The following is a 20131-nucleotide window of genomic DNA, read 5'->3' on the forward strand; positions in this document are numbered from 1 at the left end:
TCCGCTGTCTGGCCGATCCCGTGACCGCCTCTTTCCGATCTGTGGATCTCCGGGGGCGCCGTCAAGCGGACGAGCCGGAAGCGGAAGCCGCGCCCCCGGCGCCCCCTCTTTTGCGCCGCGGCCCTCTGGCACCGGCCGGCCGGCGTCCCCAGATCTCCGGGGAAAGGAGATCCGCAGCCATGCCCCTGCTCAGCCTGATCCTCAACATCCTCTGGGTCCTCACCGGCGGCCTGTGGATGGCCGCGGCCTGGCTGCTCGCGGCCCTGCTGATGGTGGTGTCCATCATCGGCATTCCCTGGGCCCGCTCGGCGCTGACCATCGCGTGGTATGCCCTGCTTCCCTTTGGGCAAACCGCCGTCCGCCGGGATGAGTTCCGCGGCCGCGAAGACATCGGCACCGGCGCGCTCGGATTCCTCGGCAACGTGGTGTGGTTCGTCTTCGCCGGCTGGTGGCTGGCGCTCGGCCATCTGATCACCGCCGCCGGCCTCGCCATCACCATCATCGGCATCCCCTGGGCCTGGGCCCACCTGAAGCTGGCGCTGCTCGCCCTGTGGCCGGTCGGCACGGAGATCGTCACGACCGACGAGATGGACATGCGCCGCCGCGCCATGGGACGCTACTGAGGGGGGCGTCGGCGAGGGGGGCGCTCCCGCCCCGGCGCTATGGGGCTTCCGCCGGAACCGGCGTTCCGGCGGGGACCGCCTTCATCGCCTTCAGCATGACCGACGCCCGCCAGAAGCCCAGCGCGGCGCCGTCGACGAAATGGACATGGCGGTCGGCGGCGAGGTCGCCGACGAGGCAGGTGATCGTCGTCGCCTCCGCCCGCGCGGTGCCGTAGCGGATCACGCCCGCCGCCGCCGACCGGGCCAGCAGCCCCTCGATCTCCGCCGCCTCCGCCCCGGTGACGTCGAGCACGAGGCGCGGGCCGCCCGCCGCCTTGCGGAAGTCGGAGCGGGTGGCGAGGTCGCGGCGGTAGCGCTGGGGATCGAAGGTGCCGAGCCTGAGGCGAAGCGCCAGCAGCAGGCAGAGGATCGCCGACTTCGCCAGCGCCGCGGCCACCCGCCGCACCCCCTCGCCCGGACGGCCGCCCCGCGCCTCCAGCCGCAGCGCCCGCCAGTCCGGCGGCCAGCCCGGCCGCAGCGTCCCGCCGCCGCCCAGCGGCGCGGCGAAGGCGGTCGGCACGATGCGCTCGATCGCCTGCTGCACGCCGGCCAGCGCCGCGATGCCCGCCGGGCCGGGATCGACCGCATCGACGATGACGCACAGCACCGTGCCGCGGCGCGGCGGCACCGGGCTCCAGCGGCAGGACACCTCCTCCAGACCGGGCAGCGGGCCGGCGGCGGGGTCGATCCGCCAGCGCGCCTCCTCCTTCACCCAGCGGTCGGCCTCCCCCACGCCGCTGCCGAGGAAGAGGCCGAAGGCGTTGCCGTTCCCGAACTCGTGCAGCGCCGCCATCACCTCCAGCCCCTGCGCCAGCAGGGCGGCGACCGGGACGAGGCCGACGCGCAGGGGAATGCCGAGTTCCTCCGCCGACCAGTGGGCCAGCGCCGCCAGCGCCCCGCGCGCCGCGGCGGCCTTGCCGGGCGGCACGGCGGCGATGGCGCCGTCGCCGCCGAACTGGCAGGCGACGGGATGCGGCGGCTGCGCCACCGCCCGGGACAGCACGGCCACGACGGCGGCGGCGACGAAGTTCACCTCGCGGTCGCGCCCCTCCCCCGCCAGCCGGGTGCTGCCGACGACGTCGGCGACGGCGAGCGACCAGTCGCCGTCCAGCCGGGCATAGCGGGAGGGATCGGCCGCCTCCGCGGCGAAGTCGTGGATGGCCGGCAGGTATCCCAAGGCTGGCTCCTTCCCCTCGGCGGTCGAGGAAAAGAACTAGCCCGAAATCGTTAAGGATCCATGCGGCCGCCGGTAATGCCGCATCTGGCGGCGACCCGGCGCGCCGGATTTCAGTCACCGGATGTACAGGTGTTTAACGGTTGCTAAACCAGATACTCGAGAAACTGCAATCCTGGCGTCGGTTCTTCGGTCCCTGCTGCGGGGAGGACGGGCCGGAGCCATGCGGAAAGGATGCGCGCCTTCATGTCATGGCTGTCGATCTTCGGTGGGGGAAACAAGGCCCCCGGCTCCTCCAAGGGCAGCCCGTCTCAGCAGAAGGACCGGCCGGCCGGCCCGCCGACCGTGGTGATCGACCGGCATGAATATGTGCCGGAGGAATTCGCCCTCGGCTCCTTCCGCATCCGTCCCTATGACGGCGACCTGATCGCCAAGCAGGTGTTCGACTTCCGCCTCGTCTTCGAGATCGCCGGGGAGGCGGTGGACGTCTCCTGCCGCGGGCTGGTCGTCAAGATGGACGAGCAGGTCGGCCTCGTCGCCCGCTACCAGCAGCCCCAGCCCTACTACGAGCGCCGGCTGATCGACTATCTGAAGGCCTGGAAGGGTCTGTAGCCGCCGGGGCCGAGGCCGGAGACGGGATGCCGCCCGCCTCCGGCCCGGCCCGGGGGACGCGTCAGTTGCTCAGTTCGACGCTGCCGATCGACAGGGCGGGATCGCCGGCCCCGCCGACCTGCCCGGCCGGCGCGATGGTCACGGTGACCGGGCCGCCCGACCACAGGCCCTTCTGGCGCTGCTGCTGCAGGATCGTCTCCACGTCATAGGCGAAGGAGGCCGACTCCACGCCATGCCCGCCGTGGCCGGAATGGCCGGCGTGGCTGGCCCCGCCGCCGCTCTTCAGCTTGAACTGGCTGACCGGACCCAGGTAGTAGGGGCCGCCGACCTCGGCCGGGGTGTTGGCCGGCAGGTTCAGGAAGACGTAGAGCGGCGCCGGCGGACGCTTGCGCAGGCGCAGGTTCTTCAGGTGCAGGGTCTTCGGCTGCGCCTGCGTCGCGGTCAGCGCCTTGGCATCGGCGTTCGGCGGCGTCAGCGTCAGGGTCGCGCCGCCGGAGCCGACCTCGACGTCCGGCTTGGCCGACAGGGTGGTCTGGCCGGCGGCGGTGCTGGCGGCGGCCAGCGTGACCTTGGCCGCCGCCTCGGCGACCGGCTTGCCCTCCGGGTTCGGCACGTAGGAGTCGTAGCCGTAGCCCAGCGCGCGGTAGTCGAGAACCTTCTGATAGCCGACCTTCACCAGCCGGCCGGCCCCGTCGACGAAATAGGCGACCTGGGCGTTCCACTGCGCCTGCGTCGGCTGGGCGTCGGTGCCGGTGCCGGTGGCGAAGTTGATGGTGTCGTAGCCGTAGATGTTCTGCCAGGAGGCCCAGAGATGGTCGATCTGGCAGTGGTGCAGGTAGAAGATCGGGTCCTGCGCCGCGGTCGGCACGTTGCCCATCAGGCCGCCCACGCCGTCATGCACGTTGTCGTGCGGCTGCGTCTCGGTCCGGCCGGTATAGCCGTACTGGTACCAGCCCGAGGAGGGCGGGAAATACAGCTTCGCCCCGGTATCGGCCGGATAGTACTGGGAGGTGACGAGCGTGCCCGTGTAGTCGACCAGCGGATAGCCGAGATAGCCGTTCTCGTTCATCGGCTGGGTCTGGGAGGTGAGGTTCAGCGGGTTGGTGAAGCCCTTGCCGCGGATCGTCTCGTAGAGCGGGCTCGCCTTGTCCTGGAAGGCCTTGGGAAGCTGCAGCGACTTGGTCGGGCTGGAGCCGTAGGCCCAGTAGGGCAGCAGGAAGTCCTTCTGGCCGCTGACCCGGCGGATCACCTGCTCGAAGTAGTACATGTACCAGCGGTGCCAGGGCAGGAAATAGGGGCTGCCGTGCGGGCAGGTGGACCAGCAGGCCAGCGCCGCCTTCTTCCAGGACGCCACCGGCTCCGGCGGGTTGACGCCGTAGATCTGGTCGATCTTCTGCTTGAACTCCGGCGAGCCGTTCGTATAGCCGTCGGAGTTCGGATCCTTCGGATCCACCGGAAGCGCGTGGATATAGGCCTGGAACGTCCAGCTGTGCGGCTGCGGCGGGGTGTTGATCTTCGGATCCTTCATGATCCGGACGGCGTTCTCGTAGATGTGCAGCATCGCCTGGCCGGACGCCGTCTCCACGTCCGGGCGGAGAATGGAGGCCGCCCCCGCCTCGCGGACCGGCAGGCCGACCGCCGCCAGACCGATCGCCGCGGCTCCCGACTTCAGGAGATCGCGGCGCGTGCCCGATAACCCAACCGTCTTCTTCATATGCTTTTTTCCTTATCACGGAAGAATGATAAGGAAGATTACACCCTCCATAGGCGATAATAATACAGTTAACACAACCATACGAATGCATGGCGGTCCGCCCATGCACGCGAATGCAGGCGGGCGGGGGAGACGGACCGGCGGCGCTCAGTGGCGGCGCATGCCGCGCCCGGCGTCCCGCCGCGGACCGCGTCCCAGGCTGCGGTAGGCCGCGGCGGCGGCGACCGCCATGCCGGCCATCAGCACCGGGGAGATCCAGTCGGGCGCCGGGGTGCGGAAGCCGCCGGTGACCCCCCGCCCCTCCTCCACCGGGCGGAACAGGTTGCCGTCGCTGGCCGGGGCCGGCGGCTGGCGTTCGAAATGGCGGTGGGCGCCATAGCCCGCCACCATCTCGACCAGCCGCGGCGCCACCGCGTGGCCGAGGCGGGTCAGCGGGGTCAGCGCCCCGACCATGGCGCGGGCGCGCGGCCGGCGGGCCACCGCCACCATCGTCTCCGCCACGTCGTCGGGATCGTCGTAGAAGGGGCTTTCCGGCGACAGCTCGTGCCCGGTGTAGTTGGCGCCGTGGCTCATGCCCGGCGTATCGGTGAAGGAGGGATAGACGCCGCACACATGCAGGTCCGGGCTGTCCACCAGCTCGGCCCGCAGGCTCTCCAGCAGCCCGTCCAGCCCGAACTTGCTGGCGGCATAGGCCGCGGCGTAGGGCGCCGGCGCCCAGGCCCCGACCGAGACGGTGGCGATGAAGGTCCCCTGCCCCTGGCGGCGGAACAGGGGAAGCACGGCGTGGGCACCGTAGAGCGGCCCGAGGAGATTGGTCTCGATCACCCGGCGGTGCGCTTCGATCGGCGTGTCGTCGAAGCGGCCGACCGCGCCGACCCCGGCGTTGGCGATCCAGACGTCGATGGCGCCGAACTCCTCCACCGCGCGGTCGGCGAGACGCTTCACCGCCTCGGGATCGGTGACGTCGGTGGGGACGGCGACGGCGACGGCGCCGAGGCCGCGGCATTCCTCCGCCACCTCCTCCAGCAGTTCCTCCCGGCGGGAGGCGAGCGCCAGCCGGGCGCCCTGCCGTGCGAAGGCCAGCGCGGTGGCCCGTCCGATCCCGCTCGACGCTCCGGCCACCACGACGGCGGCTCCGTGCAGGTCCCGCATTCCTGTTCCCCTCCGGCTGACGCTGTATCGGCAGCCTCAACAGGAGGGGGCGGAGGGTGTTGCGGCGGCTAGAGCAGCTTGACGACCAGGAAGCCGCCGATCAGCGCCACCGCGAAGGCGCTGGTCACCAGCGTCAGGCGCTTTTCGATGAAGTTGCGGATCGGCTCGCCGAACCAGTAGAGCAGGGCCGCGACCAGGAAGAAGCGCATCGCGCGCGACAGGATCGACGCCCCGATGAAGACCCACAGATCCAGCCGCGCCACGCCGGCGGTGATGGTCAGCAGCTTGTACGGGATGGGCGTCATGCCCTTGATGATCAGGATCTCCGCCCCGTACTCGACGAAGGTCTGGCGCATCGCCTCGAACTTGTCGGTCAGGTGATAGAACTCGATCACCCAGCGGCCGATGGTCTCGTAGAGGAAATAGCCGATCATGTAGCCGGCGATGCCGCCGACCACCGAGGCCAGCGTGCAGATCGCCGCCAGCTTCCAGGCCGCCTTGCGGTTGGCCAGGACCATCGGCACCAGCAGCAGGTCCGGCGGGATCGGGAAGAAGGAGCTTTCGGCGAAGGACACGCCCGCCAGCCAGTGGGTGGCGTTGCGGGACGCGGCCTTCTCCATCGTCCAGTCATACAGGCGCTTCAGCATGCGCGGGACCGCCTCGCAAAGGGGAACGGCCGGGCCGCCGCCCCGGAAGGGACGGGCCGGCCCGGCTCATGCCGCCCCTTGTATCCAGGGCACCGGCCCCGCGCCAGCCCCAATTCGGCCGCCCCCGCACGAGGGTGGAGCGGCCGCGATCGGGTTAGACGCATTCGGATGAGCGGATGGCGGCGGACCGCATCAGGCGGCGGCGAGCTGCTTTTCCGGAACGCTGACGTTGACGGCGGCGGGGACCGGGTCGGCGGCCGGGGCGCCCTTGCGCCGGCCGGCGATCAGGCGGGCGACGTTGGCGACCGCGGCCATGCCGTCGGCGGCCATGGCGAAGGGCGACATCACCAGCGCGTTGTGCGACACCCAGAAGACGCCCGCCGCCAGCAGCAGCCAGCGCATGCGCGTGGTGTCCGACTGCCAGCGCGCCGCCGTGGAGAAGCTGATGCCGAGGCTCGACAGGGCGGACGGCAGGCCGGCCCAGGTGCTCCAGGCGATCAGCGCGATGCCCGGCACCGTCGCGGTGAACAGCGCCTTCTGCAGCAGGCCGCGCCGCTCCGGCAGGGCGCCCAGCGCCTGCGTGACGACCAGCCCGCAGAGCGCCGCGGCGGTATAGGCGCCGAGCAGCATGAAATGCGCGATGAACAGCACGTTGGCCAGCGCCTGCCCGATCAGCAGCGCACGGCGGTTCTTCAGCATCGGCCACAGGCAGGAGCCGACGAACGCGGCCGCGCCCAGCGCGTCGGCCGCCGAAAGAGTCATCCAGGAGGGGAGCATCGGTCGATATTCCGGCGTTCCGGCCGTCCGGGGCGGACGTCGGGTACCGAGGTCTCATCTGTCGTTTTGGGGCAACGGTGCTGCCAGTCGGCAACACCGTCCCTGATGTACGCCCCTGCCCAGGCCTGCGCCAGAGCGCTTCCCGGAAGCCTGTGCTGCACCGCGCGCATGGAAGGAAAAGCGGGGGCGCCGGGCGGGGGCCGGACCTTCCGGTCGGCCCTCTCCCGGCGGACGGCTACGGCTCGCCCCGGCCGAGGGGATCGCAGTCGCCCTCACGCGATCCGCCGGGCAAACCGCGGTCGCGCGTATCCGGCGCGGAGCCGCCGCCGCCGCTGAATTCGTCGCAGAAGGGCGTGTCCCTGCCGCGCCGGTCGGGAGGCGGCCCGGCGCCGTCCTTGGAACCCTGGTCGCGAGGCTGCGTCTTGTCCTGGTCCATCGGGGGTCCTCCGCCGGCCGGTTGGTCGGGCCGGATGGTTGGGGTGGTCCCCTGGCAACATGACCGCCGCCGGACGGTTCCCCGCCCCGGCCGTCCCCCCGCCGCTCGGCCGTGGCCTCAGTCGTGGTCCTGGTCGCCGCCGTTGCTTTCGCCGGCCTCCCCGCCGGATGCGGCGGCGGCGGGATCGGCCGGGCACAGCATGCTGTCGAGCCAGGCGAGGTGCGGTGCGGCGGCCTTGCGCGCCTCCTCCTCCATCAGGCGGAAGCGGCTGACCACCTCCTGCCCCAGCGGCGTCAGGCCGGCCCCGCCGCCCTCGCGACCGCCGACGCTGGTGCGCACCACCGGTTCGAGGAAGGCGGTGTTCATCGTCTCCACCAGGAACCAGGCGCGTCGGAAGGTCATGTCGAGCGACCGCGCGGCACCGGAGATCGACCCGGTCCGGTGGATCGCCTCCAGCAGGGCGACCTTGCCGGGTCCAATGGCGCCGGTCGGATGAAGGAACCGCACACGGATATCGGATGTCATGCTTGCCCCCGGCTCGTCGCTCAGCCCGTCCAGCGACGGGGCGTCAAGGATACAGGACAAGAGGGACGGTGCGAGAGGGGGGAATTGCCCGGATGTCCCGTCGGACATAGGGGGTTTGCCGGGAGGGGCTCGCCGGAACGAAGTGGTGCGGGCGGTCGGACTCGAACCGACACTCCTTGCGGAACCGGATTTTGAGTCCGGCGCGTCTACCAATTTCACCACGCCCGCGTCCCGGCTGCCTGCCCGCCGACCTCGCATCGTCGGATGGCGCGCAGCGCATGACGGAAACCGAACCGGTCCCGTCCGGATGCTCCGTCTAACACCCGCGGCGCCCGTTCGTAAAGCCTTTTGATCCCGCCCGGCGGAGGCGCCGCGCGCATGAGAACGCGCTGCGGGGGCCGCGCCCCGGAGCCGCGGACAAAGTGTTTTGTCGCGGCGCGCCGTCACGCTAGAGTCCCCGGCCATGATGACCCGTCTTCCCCTCGACGATCCGCGGCTGCCGGCGATCCTGCTGGCGCTCGCCGGCGCGGGCGTGCTGGCCGCCGCCCTGTTCTTCCAGTTCGTGCTGGGCTACCAGCCCTGCGAGCTGTGCCTGATCCAGCGCGTGCCCTATGTCGCGGTGATCCTGCTGGGGATCGTCACGCTGCTCTTCCGCGCGTGGAAGGGGCTGGGCGACGCGCTGCTGGTGGTCAGCGGGCTGGCCCTGCTCGCCGGGGCGGGCATCGCCTTCTACCATGTGGGGGTGGAGCAGCACTGGTGGGCCGGCACCGCCGCCTGCGGCAGCAGCTTCTCCGCGCGGCCGATGTCGCTCGACCAGCTCCGCGCCCAGGTGATGGCCGCCCCGGTGGTGCGCTGCGACGAGGTGGCCTGGTCGTTGTTCGGCATCTCCATGGCGGGCTACAACGTGGTGCTGTCGCTGTGCCTGTCGGCCTTCGCCTTCCTGTCGGCGCGGGCGGCCTATCGCCGGACGCCGGCGGCGCCCCAATCTCTCTGACGAAATCCCGGTTTCTCCGCAGAGCTTGCCCGAAGGTCCCCGCCCGCCATGAGCACCGCCGCTTTTCCCACCCCGAAGCCCGCCCCAACGCCCGCAAGCCCGGCGCCCTGCCCGGCGACCCGCGGCCGAAGGAGCGGCTGGCCCGCATCGTCCGCGTCGACCATGCCGGGGAGTACGGCGCCAAGCGCATCTACGAGGGCCAGATCGCGGTGATGGGCCGCGGCCGGCACGGCAGGATGCTGCGCCACATGGCCGACCAGGAGCTGGAGCATCTGCGCTATTTCGAAGGGCAGCTCGCCGCGCGCAAGGTCCGCCCGACGGCGCTGCAGCCCTTCTGGCACGTCGCCGGCTTCCTGCTGGGCGCCGCCACCGCGGTGATGGGGGCGGGCGGCGATGGCCTGCACGGTCGCCGTCGAGGAGGTGATCGACGGCCATTACGAGGCGCAGCTCGCCCATCTCGGCCCGGAGGAGGAGTCGCTGAAGGAGCACATCCTGCGCTTCCAGGCGGAGGAGGTGGAGCACCGCGACATCGGGCTCGCCCACGGGGCGGAGCAGGCCGCCGCCTATCCGGTGCTGAGCGCCGCCATCAAGGCCGGCACCCGCGCCGCCATCTGGCTCGCCGAGCGGGTCTGACGGGAGCGACCGGCGCTCTCAGGGTGCGGCGGACCGCCTCGCCTCCGCCAGCGCCGCCGACAGGTCGCCGACGGTCACCGGCTTGTGCAGCATGACGAAGCCGCTCTCCCGCGCCTCGCGGATGCGCTCCGGGCTGGTGTCGCCGGTCAGCAGGATCGCCGGCACCGCCGCCCCCATGGCGGCGGCCAGGGCATGGATCGCCTGGACGCCGGTGCAGCCGTTGCGCAGGCGGTAGTCGGCGATGATCACGTCCGGCCGGCGGCCGGCGCTGCGCACCGCCTCCACCGCCTCGTCCGAGGTGGCGGCCGGCAGCACCGTCCAGTCCCACATCTCCAGGACGAGCCCCATGCTCTGCAGCACCATCGGGTCGTCGTCGATCAGCACGACGAGCCCGCCGGCGCTCGCCGCGGCGGCGTCCCCCCTCCCCGCCTCCTCCGGCGCCGGCGCGCCCTGCATCGGCACGGTGACGGAGAAGCAGGCGCCGCGATCCGGCCGCGAGCGGACGGACACCGGCAGGTCGAGCAGCCGCGACAGCCGCTTCACCACCGCCAGACCGAGGCCGAAGCCGCGGCTGCGGTCGCGCTCCTGGTTGCCGAGCTGGACGAACTCCTCGAAGATCTCGTCCATCTGGTCGGCCGGCAACCCGACCCCGGTGTCCAGCACGTCGATCCGCAGCGCGCCGCCGCGCCGCCGCGCCGCCAGCAGGACGCCGCCCCGGTCGGTGTATTTCAGCGCATTGTCCAGCAGGTTGCGCAGGACGCGCTCCAGCAGCGCCTCGTCGCTGCGCAGCCAGACCCGCGGCGCCCGGACGCGCAGCCGCAGCCCCTTGGCCTCGGCGATCGGCGCATAGTCGGCCTGGAGCCGGGTCAGCAGATCGCAGAGCGGGAAGGGCTCCGGCTTCGGCACCACCACCCCGGCGTCGAGCCGCGCCACGTCGAGCAGCCCGTCGAGCAGGCCGCGCAGCGCCTCCACCGCCTCCGTCATGCGCAGGACCATGGGAAGCTGCGGATGGCCCTGCAGCCGCTCGGTCAGGATGGCGCCGAACAGGGTCAGCGCCTGGGCCGGCTGGCGCAGGTCGTGGCTGGCGGCGGCGAGGAAGCGGGTCTTGGCCTTCAGCGCCCGTTCCGCCTCGCATTTGGCGTCGCGCAGGGCCTGCTCCAGCCGCTCCGCCTCGCCGGCCCTCGCCTCCGCCCGCAGGCGCGGCCCGGCATCGACCGCGGTGACCATCACCCCGCCGCCGTCCGGCAGCGGCGCCAGCGTCAGGTCGTAGCCGCCGCCGCGGCCGCGCGCCTCGATGGTCTGGCGGGCGCCGCTCGCGGCGACCACGAGGCCGGCGCGCAAGCGGCAGAGGTCGGCCGCATCCACCAGCGCCGGAGCGAAGTCGAGCAGCGGACATCCCGCGAGCCCGTCGCGCGGCAGCCCGATCAGCCGCTCGGCCGGCATGTTGGCGTGCATGATCGTGCCGAAGCCATCCAGCACGAAGGCCGCCACCCCCAGGGAATCGAGCAGGCCGTAGGGCGGCGGCCAGTCGGCGGACGGGCTGCAGGGCGGCGCATGGCGGTCGTCCCGCCCCATCGACCCCGGTCTCTTCTTCGGCTCCAGGCGCATGATCGGCCTCCCTGCCTCCTCCCGGCCCGCTCCGCCGCGCCTTGCGCATCTCAACCAAAAGGAAGTGAGCCGGCGCCTTTTATCGGATTGGGATCATTTCACGCCAATCCAGCTCGACTCGCTACTACGCAATTTCGGATAGATCCCAGGTATCGGCCGGATGGCCGGTCGGAGCGCGCCTATGCCGGAGGCCGGTCGGGGAAGCCCGCCAGGGCGCGGACCTCGGCCGGGCTCAGGCCGGCCTCGCGCATCGACCGCAGGGTCTGCGCCCGGTCGCGCTTGGCCAGCCGCTCCCCCGCGGCATTCCGCAGCAGCCCGTGATGGTGGTAGCCGGGCGGGTCGAACCCCAGCAGGGCCTGGAGAAGCCGGTGCAGGTGGGTGGCGAAGAACAGATCCTCGCCGCGGGTGACCAGCGTCACGCCCTGCAGATGGTCGTCCACCGTGACGCTCAGGTGATAGCTGGTGGGCGTGTCCTTGCGCGCCAGCACCGTGTCGCCCAGGATCCCCGGCGTCGCCTGCTGCGGGCCGCGGGCACGGTCGTGCCAGGCCAGCGGCCCGGTGAGGGCGAGCGCCGCGGCGACGTCGAGGCGGATGGCGTAGGGCTGGCCGGCGGCGATCCGCGCCCGCCGCTCGGCGGGGGAGAGGCCGCGGCAGGTCCCGGGATAGAGCGGCCCGTCCGGCCCGTGCGGCGCATGGCCGGCCCGCGCGATCTCCGCGGCGATGTCCTTGCGGGTGCAGAAGCAGGGATAGAGGACGCCGAGCCGGCCGAGCCGCTCCAGGGCGTCGCGGTAGTCGTCCAGATGGTCGGACTGGCGGCGGACCGGCTGCTCCCACTGCAGCCCCAGCCAGGCCAGATCCTCCATCAGGTCGCGCTCGAACTCCGGCCGGCAGCGCCGGGGGTCGATGTCCTCGATCCGCAGGAGGAAGCGCCCCCCTCCGTCCCGGGCGGTGCGCCAGCCGAACAGCGCGGAATGGGCGTGGCCGAGATGCAGATGCCCGGTCGGGCTGGGCGCGAAGCGGGTGACGAGCGTGCTCATGCCCCGCTTATAGCGCGTCGGGGCCGGCCGCGTCAGGATCCGGTCGGGGTCCGGATGCGGGTCAGATGTACGGGTTGTCCTTGATCGGCTCCACCGGGATGTCCTCCCCCTCCAGATAGAGGGAAAGCCGGCGGCGCAGTTCGCGGTCGAAGGCGTCGATGCGGCGCTGGCGCTCCCGCTCCTCGCGTTCGCGGCGCTTCTGGGCGAGGTCGATGATGGTGGCGGTCATGGCGGGCTCCTGTCGCGCAGGCTCCGGATTGCGTGTGGGAGGACCATGCGGCCCGCTTGGTTAACGCGGTGTAACCGCGCAAGGCGTGGACGTCTTTTGTCACACCGGCCGGCAAGGGAGCCGGCCGGGGCCGCGGCAACCACGGGGCGAAGACGGGATCCGCCATCGGTGGAATGGTTACATAACCGTGAAAGTTTTCGGGGGATTGACCCGGGCATGTTGAGTCCGGCGGCCACATCCTCTATGTATATGCTGTCCCGGCAGCCCATAGACCTAGTCATGACGCCCTGGTCATGACTGGCATCCGCACCGGGGCGGGGCCGGCGACGGCCTCCTGCATGACGGATCAAGAGAAGGGAGTGGCCATTGGCTCCACCACCCGATCACTGTCCGGCCCTCGTGCTGAACGCGGATTTCCGCCCGCTCAGTTACTTTCCTTTGTCCTTGTGGTCCTGGCAGGAGGCCGTGAAGGCCGTCTTCCTCGACCGGGTCAACATCATTTCGGAATACGAGCGCGTCGTCCGTTCCCCCAGTTTCGAGATCCGGCTGCCGAGCGTCATTTCGCTGAAGGAATTCATCCCGGCGACCCGCCGCCCGGCCTTCACCCGCTTCAACGTGTTCCTGCGCGACCGGTTCACCTGCCAGTATTGCGACCGTTCCTTCCCCACGCACGAGCTGACCTTCGACCATGTCGTCCCCCGCTCCCGCGGCGGTCGCACGACCTGGGAGAACGTCGTCACCTCCTGCTCGGCCTGCAATCTCGCCAAGGGCAACCGGCTGCCCCACGTCTGCGGCATGATCCCCCTCAGTCCGCCCTTCCAGCCCACCGCCTACGAGCTGCAGGAGAACGGACGTGCCTTCCCGCCAAACTTCCTCCACGAAAGTTGGCGGGATTTTCTTTATTGGGACACGGAATTGGACCCGATCTGACGAGGGCGCCCTCCCGCCGCGGTGCGAAAAGACTGGTTCCGGCCGCCGCTTCGTGGTGAAACCGGACAGCACCGCAACGACCCTGCAGGACCGTCATGCCCTCCCGCGGGCGCCCGCCCTCGCGCACTCCCGGCCGTCCCTCCGCCCGCCCTTCCGGCCGGTCCACCGGACAGCCGTCCGCCCGGTCCGCCGACCGCGCCTCCCGCAATGCCGCGGCCGAGCCCATGCGGGACGAGCCGCGCAAGCTGTTCCGCGTCGCCGGCCTGCCGGCGGTCAAGGCCCTGCTGGAGCATGACCCGCGGCGCATCGAGCGGCTGTTCTTCGAGGAACGCTTCAAGGCCGAGCTGACGGAGGCCTGCCGCCAGCTCGCCGCCGCGCGCAAGCCCTACCGCATGGTCGATGCCGAGGAGCTGTCGAAGGTCGCCGGCACGGTGCTGCACGGCGGCGTGGTCGCGCTGATCCCGCCGCGCACCGTCCCGCCCCTCGATCCGGAGAAGGCCGCGGAGTGGACGGAGCCCCTGCTGATCCTCGACGGGGTCGGCAACCCGCACAATCTCGGCGCCATCCTGCGCACCGCCGCCTTCTTCGGCCTGCCGCGGGTGGTGGTGTCCGACCATCCCGGACAGGCCCTGCCGTCCGAGGCCGCCTACCGCGTGGCGGAGGGCGGGTTCGAGTGGGTGCGGATCTACCAGGCGGCCAACCTGCCGGCGGTTCTGAAGCGGCTGTCGGCCAGCCACCGCATCGTCGCCACCGCGCTGGACCAGTCGCGGCCGACCATCGACGTCGCCGGGCTGCGCAAGGGGCGCAAGCCGGTGGCGGTGGTGCTGGGCAACGAGGAGCACGGGCTGCCCCCGGCCACGCTCGCGGCCTGCGAGGCGGTGCTGACCATCGCCGGCAGCGGCCGGGTGCAATCGCTGAACGTCGCCGCGACCGCCGCCATCCTCATCCAGGCGCTCGCCGGCTGAGGGCGTCGCGGTTTCGCGGCCCGTCCGTCATGTCAGCCCAGGGCGATGATCAGCACCAGGGCGACGACGACCAGCGAGATGATCGGCAACAGGTCCATGCCGCCCTCGCCCAGCGTCGGCGCTCCGCCGTGCGGGCCGTGGACGGCTGCCCGGTTCTGCCCGGCCCCGTCGTCCGACCAGCCATGGCGCGACGGCGCGACGCCGGGGGCGGAGACCGCCGGCGCGGCCGGGCTCGCCAGATCGACCACCCCCTCGCCATGCCCATGGACGCCGGCGCGGCGCTGCTTCAGCCGGGAGTCGTCGAGGTCCACCTCGATGCCGGCGCCTTCCAGCCGTTCGACGATGCCGGCGACCTCCTCGGGCGTCATGGTCTCGATCGGCAGCAGGCTGCCCATCTGCTCCACGCTCAGCCGGTTGCCGTTGCGCCGGCCGCGGTCGATCAGGTCCTGGACGACCCGCTCGTCTGCGGCGTTGGTGGCGGCGTTGGTGGCGGCGTTGGTTGTGGTGGCGGCCATGGTCTGCCCTCCCCGCTGTTCGGTTTCCTTGCCCTAAATACGCCGCAGGCGGGGCCGGGGTTCCCCGCTCCGGCCTTGTCCGGAGCGCCGCCGCACCCGAGATAGATGCGCGACCGCAGCCACGGTCGATGGACGAGGGAGGAGCCGCGAATGTTGAGCCATTTCCTGCGCAAGCCCACGGCGCTGGTGAGCCCGGAGGAGGCGCTGCCCGGCCGCGACACGCCGATCCCCGTGCCGCCGGCGCATTTCGTGACCGGCAATCCCCTGGCACCGCCCTTCCCGGAGGGGATGCAGGTCGCCGACTTCGGCCTCGGCTGCTTCTGGGGGGCGGAGCGCAAGTTCTGGCAGGTGCCGGGCGTGTGGACGACCGCCGTCGGCTATCAGGGCGGCCACACGCCGAACCCGACCTATGAGGAGGTCTGCTCCGGCCTGACCGGCCATGCCGAGGTGGTGCGCGTCGTCTTCGACCCCGCGCGCGTCGGCTACGACACGCTGCTCCGCGTCTTCTGGGAGGCCCACGACCCGACCCAGGGCATGCGCCAGGGCAACGACGTCGGCACCCAGTACCGCTCCGCCCTCTACACCCACGGCGCCGATCAGCAGCGCGCCGCCGAGGCCGGCCTCGCCGCCTACCAGGCCCGGCTGAAGCAGGCCGGCTATGGCCCGATCACCACGGAGATCCGCGAGGCCCCGCCCTTTTTCTACGCCGAGGACTACCACCAGCAGTATCTCGCCAAGAATCCCGGCGGCTATTGCGGCCTGGGCGGGACGGGAGTGACCTGCGCGGGTTAGTCGTGCAACGGACGCGAGATAAGCCCTGAAAAGGCACCATTGACAGCGCCATGCTCGCGGAATATCCACTCTCGCGCCGTTTTTGCTCGCGACGGGGGTTGCCGTGCCGCATCCGATCCATCATCAGCCCGGGACACGCTTCGACGCCGAATACGCCATTGAAGACCTGACCGAAACCGTGCGACAGTGCGCGAACCGGGGGTTGATCGTGTTTTCGCTCCGGTCGCTCCACAGGATCCTCGACCTGAAGCTCAATCCAGCCGAAGTCGGTGATGCTTTGAAGTCTGGCGAAGCAGAGAAGTTCGAGGTTACCCCCAGCCGGAGCGAGATCCGGGTGGAGATGATTTACGATCAGGGGGACATGGCGTCGCATGCCGTCGTCACCTATCTCAGCAACGATCACCGCCTGTTCGTCGAGGATATCCGCGACCGCCCGCGGCCATAGGAAGAGCAGGACCGTCGAAGAGGGTTATCGCTATGCATGTGCTGCTCGCGACCCGTCCAATCAGTGACAGCGACATCGTCATCGAGTTTTGCGATGGCGACCTTTGGCATTACTGGGCGAGCGGCATCGACAACATCTTCGTACGGGGGGGACTCCGCCTGCACGGAGAGGGATACGAAGGATATTTTCAGTTCGTGGAGATCGAAAAGCTCCACGAACTGATACGCTGCCGGCTGCTCAGCAAGAACAGCAGGCTGACAGGACCTGAATTCCGCTTCCTCCGCAAGGAACTGCGCCAGAGCAGGAGCGAGTGCGCTGCCCGCCTTGGCGTCGGCGAGACTGAGCTTGCCGAATGGGAGGAAAGAGAACTTCCGGAGCGGGTGGAGAGTTTCATCCGCGACCAGTTCCGGCCGACTCGCCTGAGCGCGTGACCTCATTGTCACGGTGACGGCCAGGCTAAGCCCTTGCGGTTGCGCCGCGCGTCCCCTTCCGGGTATGGTTCCGGCGGTTCATGAAAGCTCCCGGGGACAGACGTCCCGTTGGGGCGCCGCCCGCCACGCCGCGATCCATCCATGACGAAGGAAAGAACCGAGCTGGCCACGCCGAGTCTCAGCGGCCTGCTCGATTTCTGGCTCACCAAATGCGTCAACGGGCAGCCGCCGGCTCCCGAGACGATCTCCCCGGTCGATCTCCGGCCATGGAAGGACAATATCGTCGTCTTCGAGGTGATCGGAGACGATGCGTTCGTCTATTCCTATTACGGCAAGGCGCTCGCCGCGGCCTTCGGCCAGTCGCGCCTGGGCGCGACGCTGGACGACCTGCCGCCGGAGCAGCGCGCCATCCTGCTGCCGGAATACGACACCGTGCGGCGGGAGCGGCTGCCGGTCGCCCGCATCCACACCGCCGACTTCGGCGGGCGGCAGCGGAGCTGGGAACGGCTGGTCCTGCCGATGTCGAGCGACGGCGCCACCATCGACAAGCTGCTGGTCGCCGCCTACGAGCTGCCGGCCGCCAAGGTGATCCCGCATCCGGCCGGCCGCCTGCCCCTGCCCGTCCCGCCTTCCACCGTCAAGACTCCCGGAGCCCCGGCATGACGCCGCGCACGCCCCACCTCGCCGCCCCGTCGACCCAGGCGGGCGTCGTGACCGCCGACGAGTTCAACCTGTGGTGCGCGCTGAACGGCCGCCCCTTCAACCTGATCGCCAACCCGCGCCCCGACGGCCGCATCCTGTGGGACGTCGAGGTGCTGCCCGGCACGCCGCGCGCCGGCACCGCCTATTCCACCAACCTGGCGGACGAGGCGCTGGCCGTGGTCGCCGGCTTCGCCTTCCTGTCGGGCATCGAGTGGGCCTACGAGGCGCGCGGCACGGAAGAGCCGGCGGCACATCCCGCCGCCGCCCCGGCGGCGACGGTCCCCCCGGCGCCGGCGGGCGGTCCGGCGGCCGGCCCCGCAGCCGGCCCGGCCCCCGCGCCGGCCACCACGCAGCCCCCCTCCCCCGGCGCCGTGGCGGCGGCGGCCGTTCCCGCCCACGCGCCGGCCCACGTCCAGGTACCGGCCCATGTCCAGGTGCCGGCTCCGGCGGTGGCGGAGGGGCCGGTGGAGTATCCGGCCGTCTATACCCTGCCGGCGGTCGCCCTGCTGCAGAACCCGCCGCCGCGCCCGCCGCAGCAGCATGACGAGACGGTGCTGGCGCGCAACGCGCGGATGCTGGAGACGGTGCTGAAGAACTTCCGCGTCCGCGGCGAGATCATGGACGTGCGGCCCGGCCCGGTGGTGACGCTCTACGAGTTCGAGCCGGCGCCCGGCACCAAGTCGGCCACCGTCATCAACCTGACCGACGACATCGCCCGCTCGATGAGCGTGGTGACCGCGCGTATCGCCATCGTCCCCGGCCGCAGCGTGATCGGCGTCGAGCTGCCGAACCCGGTGCGCGAGATGGTCTATCTGCGCGAGATCTTCGACCACCCGACCTTCCGCGACAATTCCACCGCCCAGCTCGCCATCGCGCTCGGCAAGGACATCAGCGGCGAGCCGGTGGTGGCCGACCTCGCCCGCATGCCGCACCTGCTGGTCGCCGGCACCACCGGCTCGGGCAAGTCGGTGGCGATCAACACGATGATCCTGTCGCTGCTCTACCGGCTGCCGCCGGAGCGCTGCCGCTTCATCATGGTCGATCCCAAGATGCTGGAGCTGTCGGTCTATGACGGCATCCCGCACCTGCTGACCCCGGTGGTGACCGACCCCAAGAAGGCGGTGGTGGCCCTGCGCTGGGCCGTGCGCGAGATGGAGAGCCGCTACGAGGCGATGTCCAAGCTCGGCGTGCGCAACATCGAGGGCTACAACGCCCGCATGGCGGAGATGATCGCCGCCGGCGAGAAGATGCCGCGCCGCACCCCGCCGGGCGAGCCGGAGTCGGTCTTCGACCTGACGCCGCAGGACCCGACGCCGCTGCCCTACATCGTGGTCATCGTCGACGAGATGGCCGACCTGATGCTGGTGGCGGGCAAGGAGATCGAGGCGGCGATCCAGCGCCTCGCCCAGATGGCGCGCGCCGCCGGCATCCACCTGATCATGGCGACGCAGCGCCCGTCGGTCGACGTCATCACCGGCACCATCAAGGCCAACTTCCCGACCCGCATCAGCTTCCAGGTCACCAGCAAGATCGACAGCCGCACCATCCTGGGCGAGGCGGGGGCGGAACAGCTCCTCGGCCAGGGCGACATGCTCTACATGCAGGGCGGCGGCCGCATCATGCGCGTCCACGGCCCCTTCGTCTCCGACGCCGAGGTCGAGGAGATCGTCCAGTTCGTCAAGGCGCAGGGCGCCCCGAACTACGTCACCGCGATCACCGAGGAGGAGGAGGAGCCGGTCGCCATGGAGGACGACGACGGCGGCGCCAACGGCTCCAGCGGCGACGACCTCTACCTGCAGGCCGTCAACCTGGTGGTGCGCGAGGGCAAGGTGTCGGTCAGCTTCATCCAGCGCCAGCTCCAGATCGGCTACAACCGGGCCGCGCGGCTGGTCGAGCGGATGGAGCAGGAGCGGGTCGTCGGCCCGGCCAACCACCAGGGCAAGCGGGAGGTGCTGCTCTCCCCCGCCGGCCTGTCGGCCAAGCGCGCGGGCATGTAACGGCAGCAACGGGAGGAGACGGGCGTCATGGAGGCGAGGCCGCATTTCGAGCGTCTGGCGCTCTACAACCGCTGGGCCAACCGCCGCCTCTACGACGCGGCGGCGGCGCTGTCCGACGCGCAGTACCGCGAGGACCGCGGCGCCTTCTTCCGGTCGCTGCGCGGCACGCTGAACCATATCCTGGTCGCCGACCGGATCTGGCTGAGCCGTGTCGAGGGCTGCGGGCCGGTGCCCGGGTCGCTCGACGAGATCCTCCATGACGGGTTCGCCGAGCTGCGCGCCGCCCGCGAGGCGGAGGACGAGCGGCTGCTGCGCGTCGTCTCCACCATGACGGAGGAGCGGTTCGACGACGTGCTGTCCTACCGGACCATGGCGGGCGTGCCGCAGGAGATGCCGGTCGCACCGCTGCTGACCCATGTCTTCAACCACCAGACCCACCATCGCGGGCAGGCGCATACGCTGCTGACCCAGTTCGGTCTGGACGCCCCGTCGATCGACTTCGTCTATTTCCTGCTGGAGCGCTGACGATGGCCGCCGTCACCGACCTCGTCGCCCTGGAAGCCCTCTACGGCAAGCCGGGGGCGCCGTCGGTGATGAAGGAGACCACCCGGCTGACCGCCGGCTACCGCGCCATCGTCGAGGCCGCCCCCTTCCTCGTCCTGGCGACCGCCGGGCCGGACGGGCTCGACGCCTCGCCGCGCGGGGACGGGCCGGGCTTCGTCCGGGTGGTGGACGACCGCAAGCTGCTGATCCCCGACCGCCGCGGCAACAACCGGATCGACAGCCTGCGCAACATCCTGCACGACCCGCGGGTCGCCCTGCTCTTCCTCGTCCCCGGCATGAACGAGACGCTGCGCATCAACGGCCGGGCGACGATCGAGGACGACGCCGCTCTGTGCGCCGGCTTCGCGGTGGACGGCAAGGCGCCGAGGACGGTGCTGCAGGTCGCCATCGACACGGTGTTCTTCCAGTGCGCCCGCGCGCTCGTCCGCTCCCGCCTGTGGGAGCCCGACGGCCGGATCGGGCGCGGCCGCCTGCCCTCCACCGGCGCCCTGCTGGCCGAGGCCAGCGCCGGACAGGAGGGCGGCGAGGCGTACGACCGGTCCCTGGCCGAGCGGCTGCCGAACTCGCTCTACTGATCAGGCCCGGATCAG

23 protein-coding genes, 1 tRNA gene and 1 pseudogene are annotated in these 20131 nt (G+C 71.1%); 13 read left to right on the plus strand and 12 right to left on the minus strand.

What is annotated here, in order from left to right; all coding sequences use genetic code 11:
- Positions 1-179 precede the first annotated feature (179 nt).
- Positions 180-623: a YccF domain-containing protein gene (locus DEW08_RS16115; protein ID WP_109328800.1), complete on the plus strand. Its 444-nt coding sequence runs from the start codon at positions 180-182 to the stop codon at positions 621-623.
- A 37-nt stretch (positions 624-660) separates the two neighbouring features.
- Here DEW08_RS16115 and DEW08_RS16120 read toward each other — a convergent pair whose 3' ends face one another.
- Entirely contained in the window at positions 661-1839 is a 1179-nt protein-coding gene (locus DEW08_RS16120) for a DUF3095 family protein (RefSeq protein ID WP_109328802.1), read from the minus strand.
- A 243-nt stretch (positions 1840-2082) separates the two neighbouring features.
- Between DEW08_RS16120 and DEW08_RS16125 the strand changes: the two genes are divergently transcribed.
- Complete coding sequence (locus DEW08_RS16125; RefSeq protein ID WP_109329909.1) at positions 2083-2448, plus strand: hypothetical protein; 366 nt, start codon at positions 2083-2085, stop codon at positions 2446-2448.
- Positions 2449-2509: 61 nt separating this feature from the next.
- On the opposite strand, the gene DEW08_RS16130 is transcribed toward DEW08_RS16125, so the two are convergent.
- From DEW08_RS16130 to DEW08_RS16160, 7 genes are all read right to left on the minus strand, one after another.
- Positions 2510-4162, minus strand: coding sequence for a tyrosinase family protein (locus tag DEW08_RS16130; RefSeq protein WP_109328804.1), 1653 nt, complete (start codon positions 4160-4162; stop codon positions 2510-2512).
- Positions 4163-4309: 147 nt separating this feature from the next.
- The gene (locus DEW08_RS16135) at positions 4310-5314 is read right to left on the minus strand and encodes an SDR family oxidoreductase (RefSeq protein ID WP_109328806.1); all 1005 of its coding nucleotides are present in this window, start codon (positions 5312-5314) and stop codon (positions 4310-4312) included.
- A 68-nt stretch (positions 5315-5382) separates the two neighbouring features.
- A complete protein-coding gene (locus DEW08_RS16140) occupies positions 5383-5961 on the minus strand; it encodes a YqaA family protein (protein WP_109328808.1) in 579 nt (192 codons plus the stop codon).
- A gap of 192 nt (positions 5962-6153) precedes the next feature.
- Complete coding sequence (locus tag DEW08_RS16145) at positions 6154-6738, minus strand: YgjV family protein (RefSeq protein ID WP_109328810.1); 585 nt, start codon at positions 6736-6738, stop codon at positions 6154-6156.
- A gap of 235 nt (positions 6739-6973) precedes the next feature.
- Entirely contained in the window at positions 6974-7174 is a 201-nt protein-coding gene (locus DEW08_RS16150) for a hypothetical protein (protein ID WP_109328812.1), read from the minus strand.
- Between the two features lie 117 nt (positions 7175-7291).
- Positions 7292-7699 carry a winged helix-turn-helix domain-containing protein gene (locus DEW08_RS16155; RefSeq protein WP_109328814.1) on the minus strand — a complete coding sequence of 136 codons (408 nt, stop codon included), beginning with the start codon at positions 7697-7699 and terminating at the stop codon, positions 7292-7294.
- Positions 7700-7842: 143 nt separating this feature from the next.
- A tRNA-Leu gene (locus DEW08_RS16160) sits at positions 7843-7927 on the minus strand.
- 235 nt (positions 7928-8162) lie between these two features.
- On the opposite strand from DEW08_RS16160, the gene DEW08_RS16165 reads away from it, so the two are divergent.
- A complete protein-coding gene (locus tag DEW08_RS16165; protein ID WP_109328816.1) occupies positions 8163-8693 on the plus strand; it encodes a disulfide bond formation protein B in 531 nt (176 codons plus the stop codon).
- Positions 8694-8800: 107 nt separating this feature from the next.
- Positions 8801-9326: pseudogene (locus DEW08_RS16170) on the plus strand (demethoxyubiquinone hydroxylase family protein).
- A gap of 18 nt (positions 9327-9344) precedes the next feature.
- Here DEW08_RS16170 and DEW08_RS16175 read toward each other — a convergent pair.
- From DEW08_RS16175 to DEW08_RS31235, 3 genes are all read right to left on the minus strand, one after another.
- A complete protein-coding gene (locus tag DEW08_RS16175) occupies positions 9345-10934 on the minus strand; it encodes a hybrid sensor histidine kinase/response regulator (protein ID WP_109328818.1) in 1590 nt (529 codons plus the stop codon).
- 179 nt (positions 10935-11113) lie between these two features.
- On the minus strand, positions 11114-11971 hold the full coding sequence (gene gluQRS / locus DEW08_RS16180) for a tRNA glutamyl-Q(34) synthetase GluQRS (protein ID WP_109328820.1): 858 nt from the start codon (positions 11969-11971) through the stop codon (positions 11114-11116).
- Between the two features lie 61 nt (positions 11972-12032).
- A complete protein-coding gene (locus DEW08_RS31235) occupies positions 12033-12200 on the minus strand; it encodes a hypothetical protein (protein WP_168220377.1) in 168 nt (55 codons plus the stop codon).
- Between the two features lie 366 nt (positions 12201-12566).
- On the opposite strand from DEW08_RS31235, the gene DEW08_RS16185 reads away from it, so the two are divergent.
- Positions 12567-13130 (plus strand): HNH endonuclease, encoded by a 564-nt coding sequence (locus DEW08_RS16185; protein ID WP_109328822.1) that lies wholly within the window; start codon positions 12567-12569, stop codon positions 13128-13130.
- A gap of 224 nt (positions 13131-13354) precedes the next feature.
- Positions 13355-14095 (plus strand): TrmH family RNA methyltransferase, encoded by a 741-nt coding sequence (locus tag DEW08_RS16190; protein WP_245986325.1) that lies wholly within the window; start codon positions 13355-13357, stop codon positions 14093-14095.
- A gap of 32 nt (positions 14096-14127) precedes the next feature.
- Here the strand turns inward: DEW08_RS16190 and DEW08_RS16195 are convergent, their stop codons facing one another.
- The gene (locus tag DEW08_RS16195) at positions 14128-14610 is read right to left on the minus strand and encodes an RNA polymerase sigma factor region1.1 domain-containing protein (protein WP_109328827.1); all 483 of its coding nucleotides are present in this window, start codon (positions 14608-14610) and stop codon (positions 14128-14130) included.
- Between the two features lie 150 nt (positions 14611-14760).
- Here DEW08_RS16195 and msrA point away from each other — a divergent pair, with 150 nt between their 5' ends.
- The 7 genes from msrA to DEW08_RS16230 all read left to right on the plus strand — a co-directional run bounded on the left by msrA (position 14761) and on the right by DEW08_RS16230 (position 20116).
- Entirely contained in the window at positions 14761-15402 is a 642-nt protein-coding gene (gene msrA / locus DEW08_RS16200; RefSeq protein ID WP_109328829.1) for a peptide-methionine (S)-S-oxide reductase MsrA, read from the plus strand.
- A 103-nt stretch (positions 15403-15505) separates the two neighbouring features.
- Entirely contained in the window at positions 15506-15847 is a 342-nt protein-coding gene (locus DEW08_RS16205; RefSeq protein ID WP_146214695.1) for a hypothetical protein, read from the plus strand.
- Between the two features lie 32 nt (positions 15848-15879).
- Complete coding sequence (locus DEW08_RS16210) at positions 15880-16278, plus strand: helix-turn-helix domain-containing protein (RefSeq protein ID WP_109328833.1); 399 nt, start codon at positions 15880-15882, stop codon at positions 16276-16278.
- A 141-nt stretch (positions 16279-16419) separates the two neighbouring features.
- Complete coding sequence (locus tag DEW08_RS16215) at positions 16420-16941, plus strand: PAS domain-containing protein (RefSeq protein ID WP_109328835.1); 522 nt, start codon at positions 16420-16422, stop codon at positions 16939-16941.
- Positions 16938-18977 (plus strand): DNA translocase FtsK, encoded by a 2040-nt coding sequence (locus tag DEW08_RS16220; protein WP_109328837.1) that lies wholly within the window; start codon positions 16938-16940, stop codon positions 18975-18977. Before DEW08_RS16215 ends, DEW08_RS16220 begins: the two co-directional genes overlap by 4 nt.
- 27 nt (positions 18978-19004) lie before the next feature.
- Positions 19005-19502, plus strand: a complete 498-nt coding sequence (locus DEW08_RS16225) for a DinB family protein (RefSeq protein WP_109328839.1) — start codon at positions 19005-19007, stop codon at positions 19500-19502.
- 2 nt (positions 19503-19504) lie between these two features.
- Positions 19505-20116: a pyridoxamine 5'-phosphate oxidase family protein gene (locus DEW08_RS16230; RefSeq protein ID WP_109328841.1), complete on the plus strand. Its 612-nt coding sequence runs from the start codon at positions 19505-19507 to the stop codon at positions 20114-20116.
- Positions 20117-20131 lie beyond the last annotated feature (15 nt).

It is taken from the genome of Azospirillum thermophilum (assembly GCF_003130795.1).
Lineage (GTDB): Bacteria > Pseudomonadota > Alphaproteobacteria > Azospirillales > Azospirillaceae > Azospirillum > Azospirillum thermophilum.

Excerpts from the sequence above, each read along its gene's own strand:
- DEW08_RS16190 (WP_245986325.1), top strand. The coding sequence starts at position 13,355 with ATGCGGGACGAGCCGCGCAAGCTGTTCCGCGTCGCCGGCCTGCCGGCG.
- DEW08_RS16230 (WP_109328841.1), top strand. The coding sequence starts at position 19,505 with ATGGCCGCCGTCACCGACCTCGTCGCCCTGGAAGCCCTCTACGGCAAG.
- DEW08_RS16135 (WP_109328806.1), bottom strand. The coding sequence starts at position 5,314 with ATGCGGGACCTGCACGGAGCCGCCGTCGTGGTGGCCGGAGCGTCGAGC.
- DEW08_RS16165 (WP_109328816.1), top strand. The coding sequence starts at position 8,163 with ATGATGACCCGTCTTCCCCTCGACGATCCGCGGCTGCCGGCGATCCTG.
- DEW08_RS16210 (WP_109328833.1), top strand. The coding sequence starts at position 15,880 with ATGCATGTGCTGCTCGCGACCCGTCCAATCAGTGACAGCGACATCGTC.
- DEW08_RS16175 (WP_109328818.1), bottom strand. The coding sequence starts at position 10,934 with ATGCGCCTGGAGCCGAAGAAGAGACCGGGGTCGATGGGGCGGGACGAC.
- DEW08_RS16195 (WP_109328827.1), bottom strand. The coding sequence starts at position 14,610 with ATGGCCGCCACCACAACCAACGCCGCCACCAACGCCGCCACCAACGCC.
- DEW08_RS16125 (WP_109329909.1), top strand. The coding sequence starts at position 2,083 with ATGTCATGGCTGTCGATCTTCGGTGGGGGAAACAAGGCCCCCGGCTCC.
- DEW08_RS16130 (WP_109328804.1), bottom strand. The coding sequence starts at position 4,162 with ATGAAGAAGACGGTTGGGTTATCGGGCACGCGCCGCGATCTCCTGAAG.
- DEW08_RS16155 (WP_109328814.1), bottom strand. The coding sequence starts at position 7,699 with ATGACATCCGATATCCGTGTGCGGTTCCTTCATCCGACCGGCGCCATT.
- DEW08_RS16150 (WP_109328812.1), bottom strand. The coding sequence starts at position 7,174 with ATGGACCAGGACAAGACGCAGCCTCGCGACCAGGGTTCCAAGGACGGC.
- DEW08_RS16215 (WP_109328835.1), top strand. The coding sequence starts at position 16,420 with ATGACGAAGGAAAGAACCGAGCTGGCCACGCCGAGTCTCAGCGGCCTG.
- msrA (WP_109328829.1), top strand. The coding sequence starts at position 14,761 with ATGTTGAGCCATTTCCTGCGCAAGCCCACGGCGCTGGTGAGCCCGGAG.
- DEW08_RS16115 (WP_109328800.1), top strand. The coding sequence starts at position 180 with ATGCCCCTGCTCAGCCTGATCCTCAACATCCTCTGGGTCCTCACCGGC.
- DEW08_RS31235 (WP_168220377.1), bottom strand. The coding sequence starts at position 12,200 with ATGACCGCCACCATCATCGACCTCGCCCAGAAGCGCCGCGAACGCGAG.
- DEW08_RS16140 (WP_109328808.1), bottom strand. The coding sequence starts at position 5,961 with ATGCTGAAGCGCCTGTATGACTGGACGATGGAGAAGGCCGCGTCCCGC.
- DEW08_RS16145 (WP_109328810.1), bottom strand. The coding sequence starts at position 6,738 with ATGCTCCCCTCCTGGATGACTCTTTCGGCGGCCGACGCGCTGGGCGCG.
- DEW08_RS16220 (WP_109328837.1), top strand. The coding sequence starts at position 16,938 with ATGACGCCGCGCACGCCCCACCTCGCCGCCCCGTCGACCCAGGCGGGC.
- DEW08_RS16225 (WP_109328839.1), top strand. The coding sequence starts at position 19,005 with ATGGAGGCGAGGCCGCATTTCGAGCGTCTGGCGCTCTACAACCGCTGG.
- gluQRS (WP_109328820.1), bottom strand. The coding sequence starts at position 11,971 with ATGAGCACGCTCGTCACCCGCTTCGCGCCCAGCCCGACCGGGCATCTG.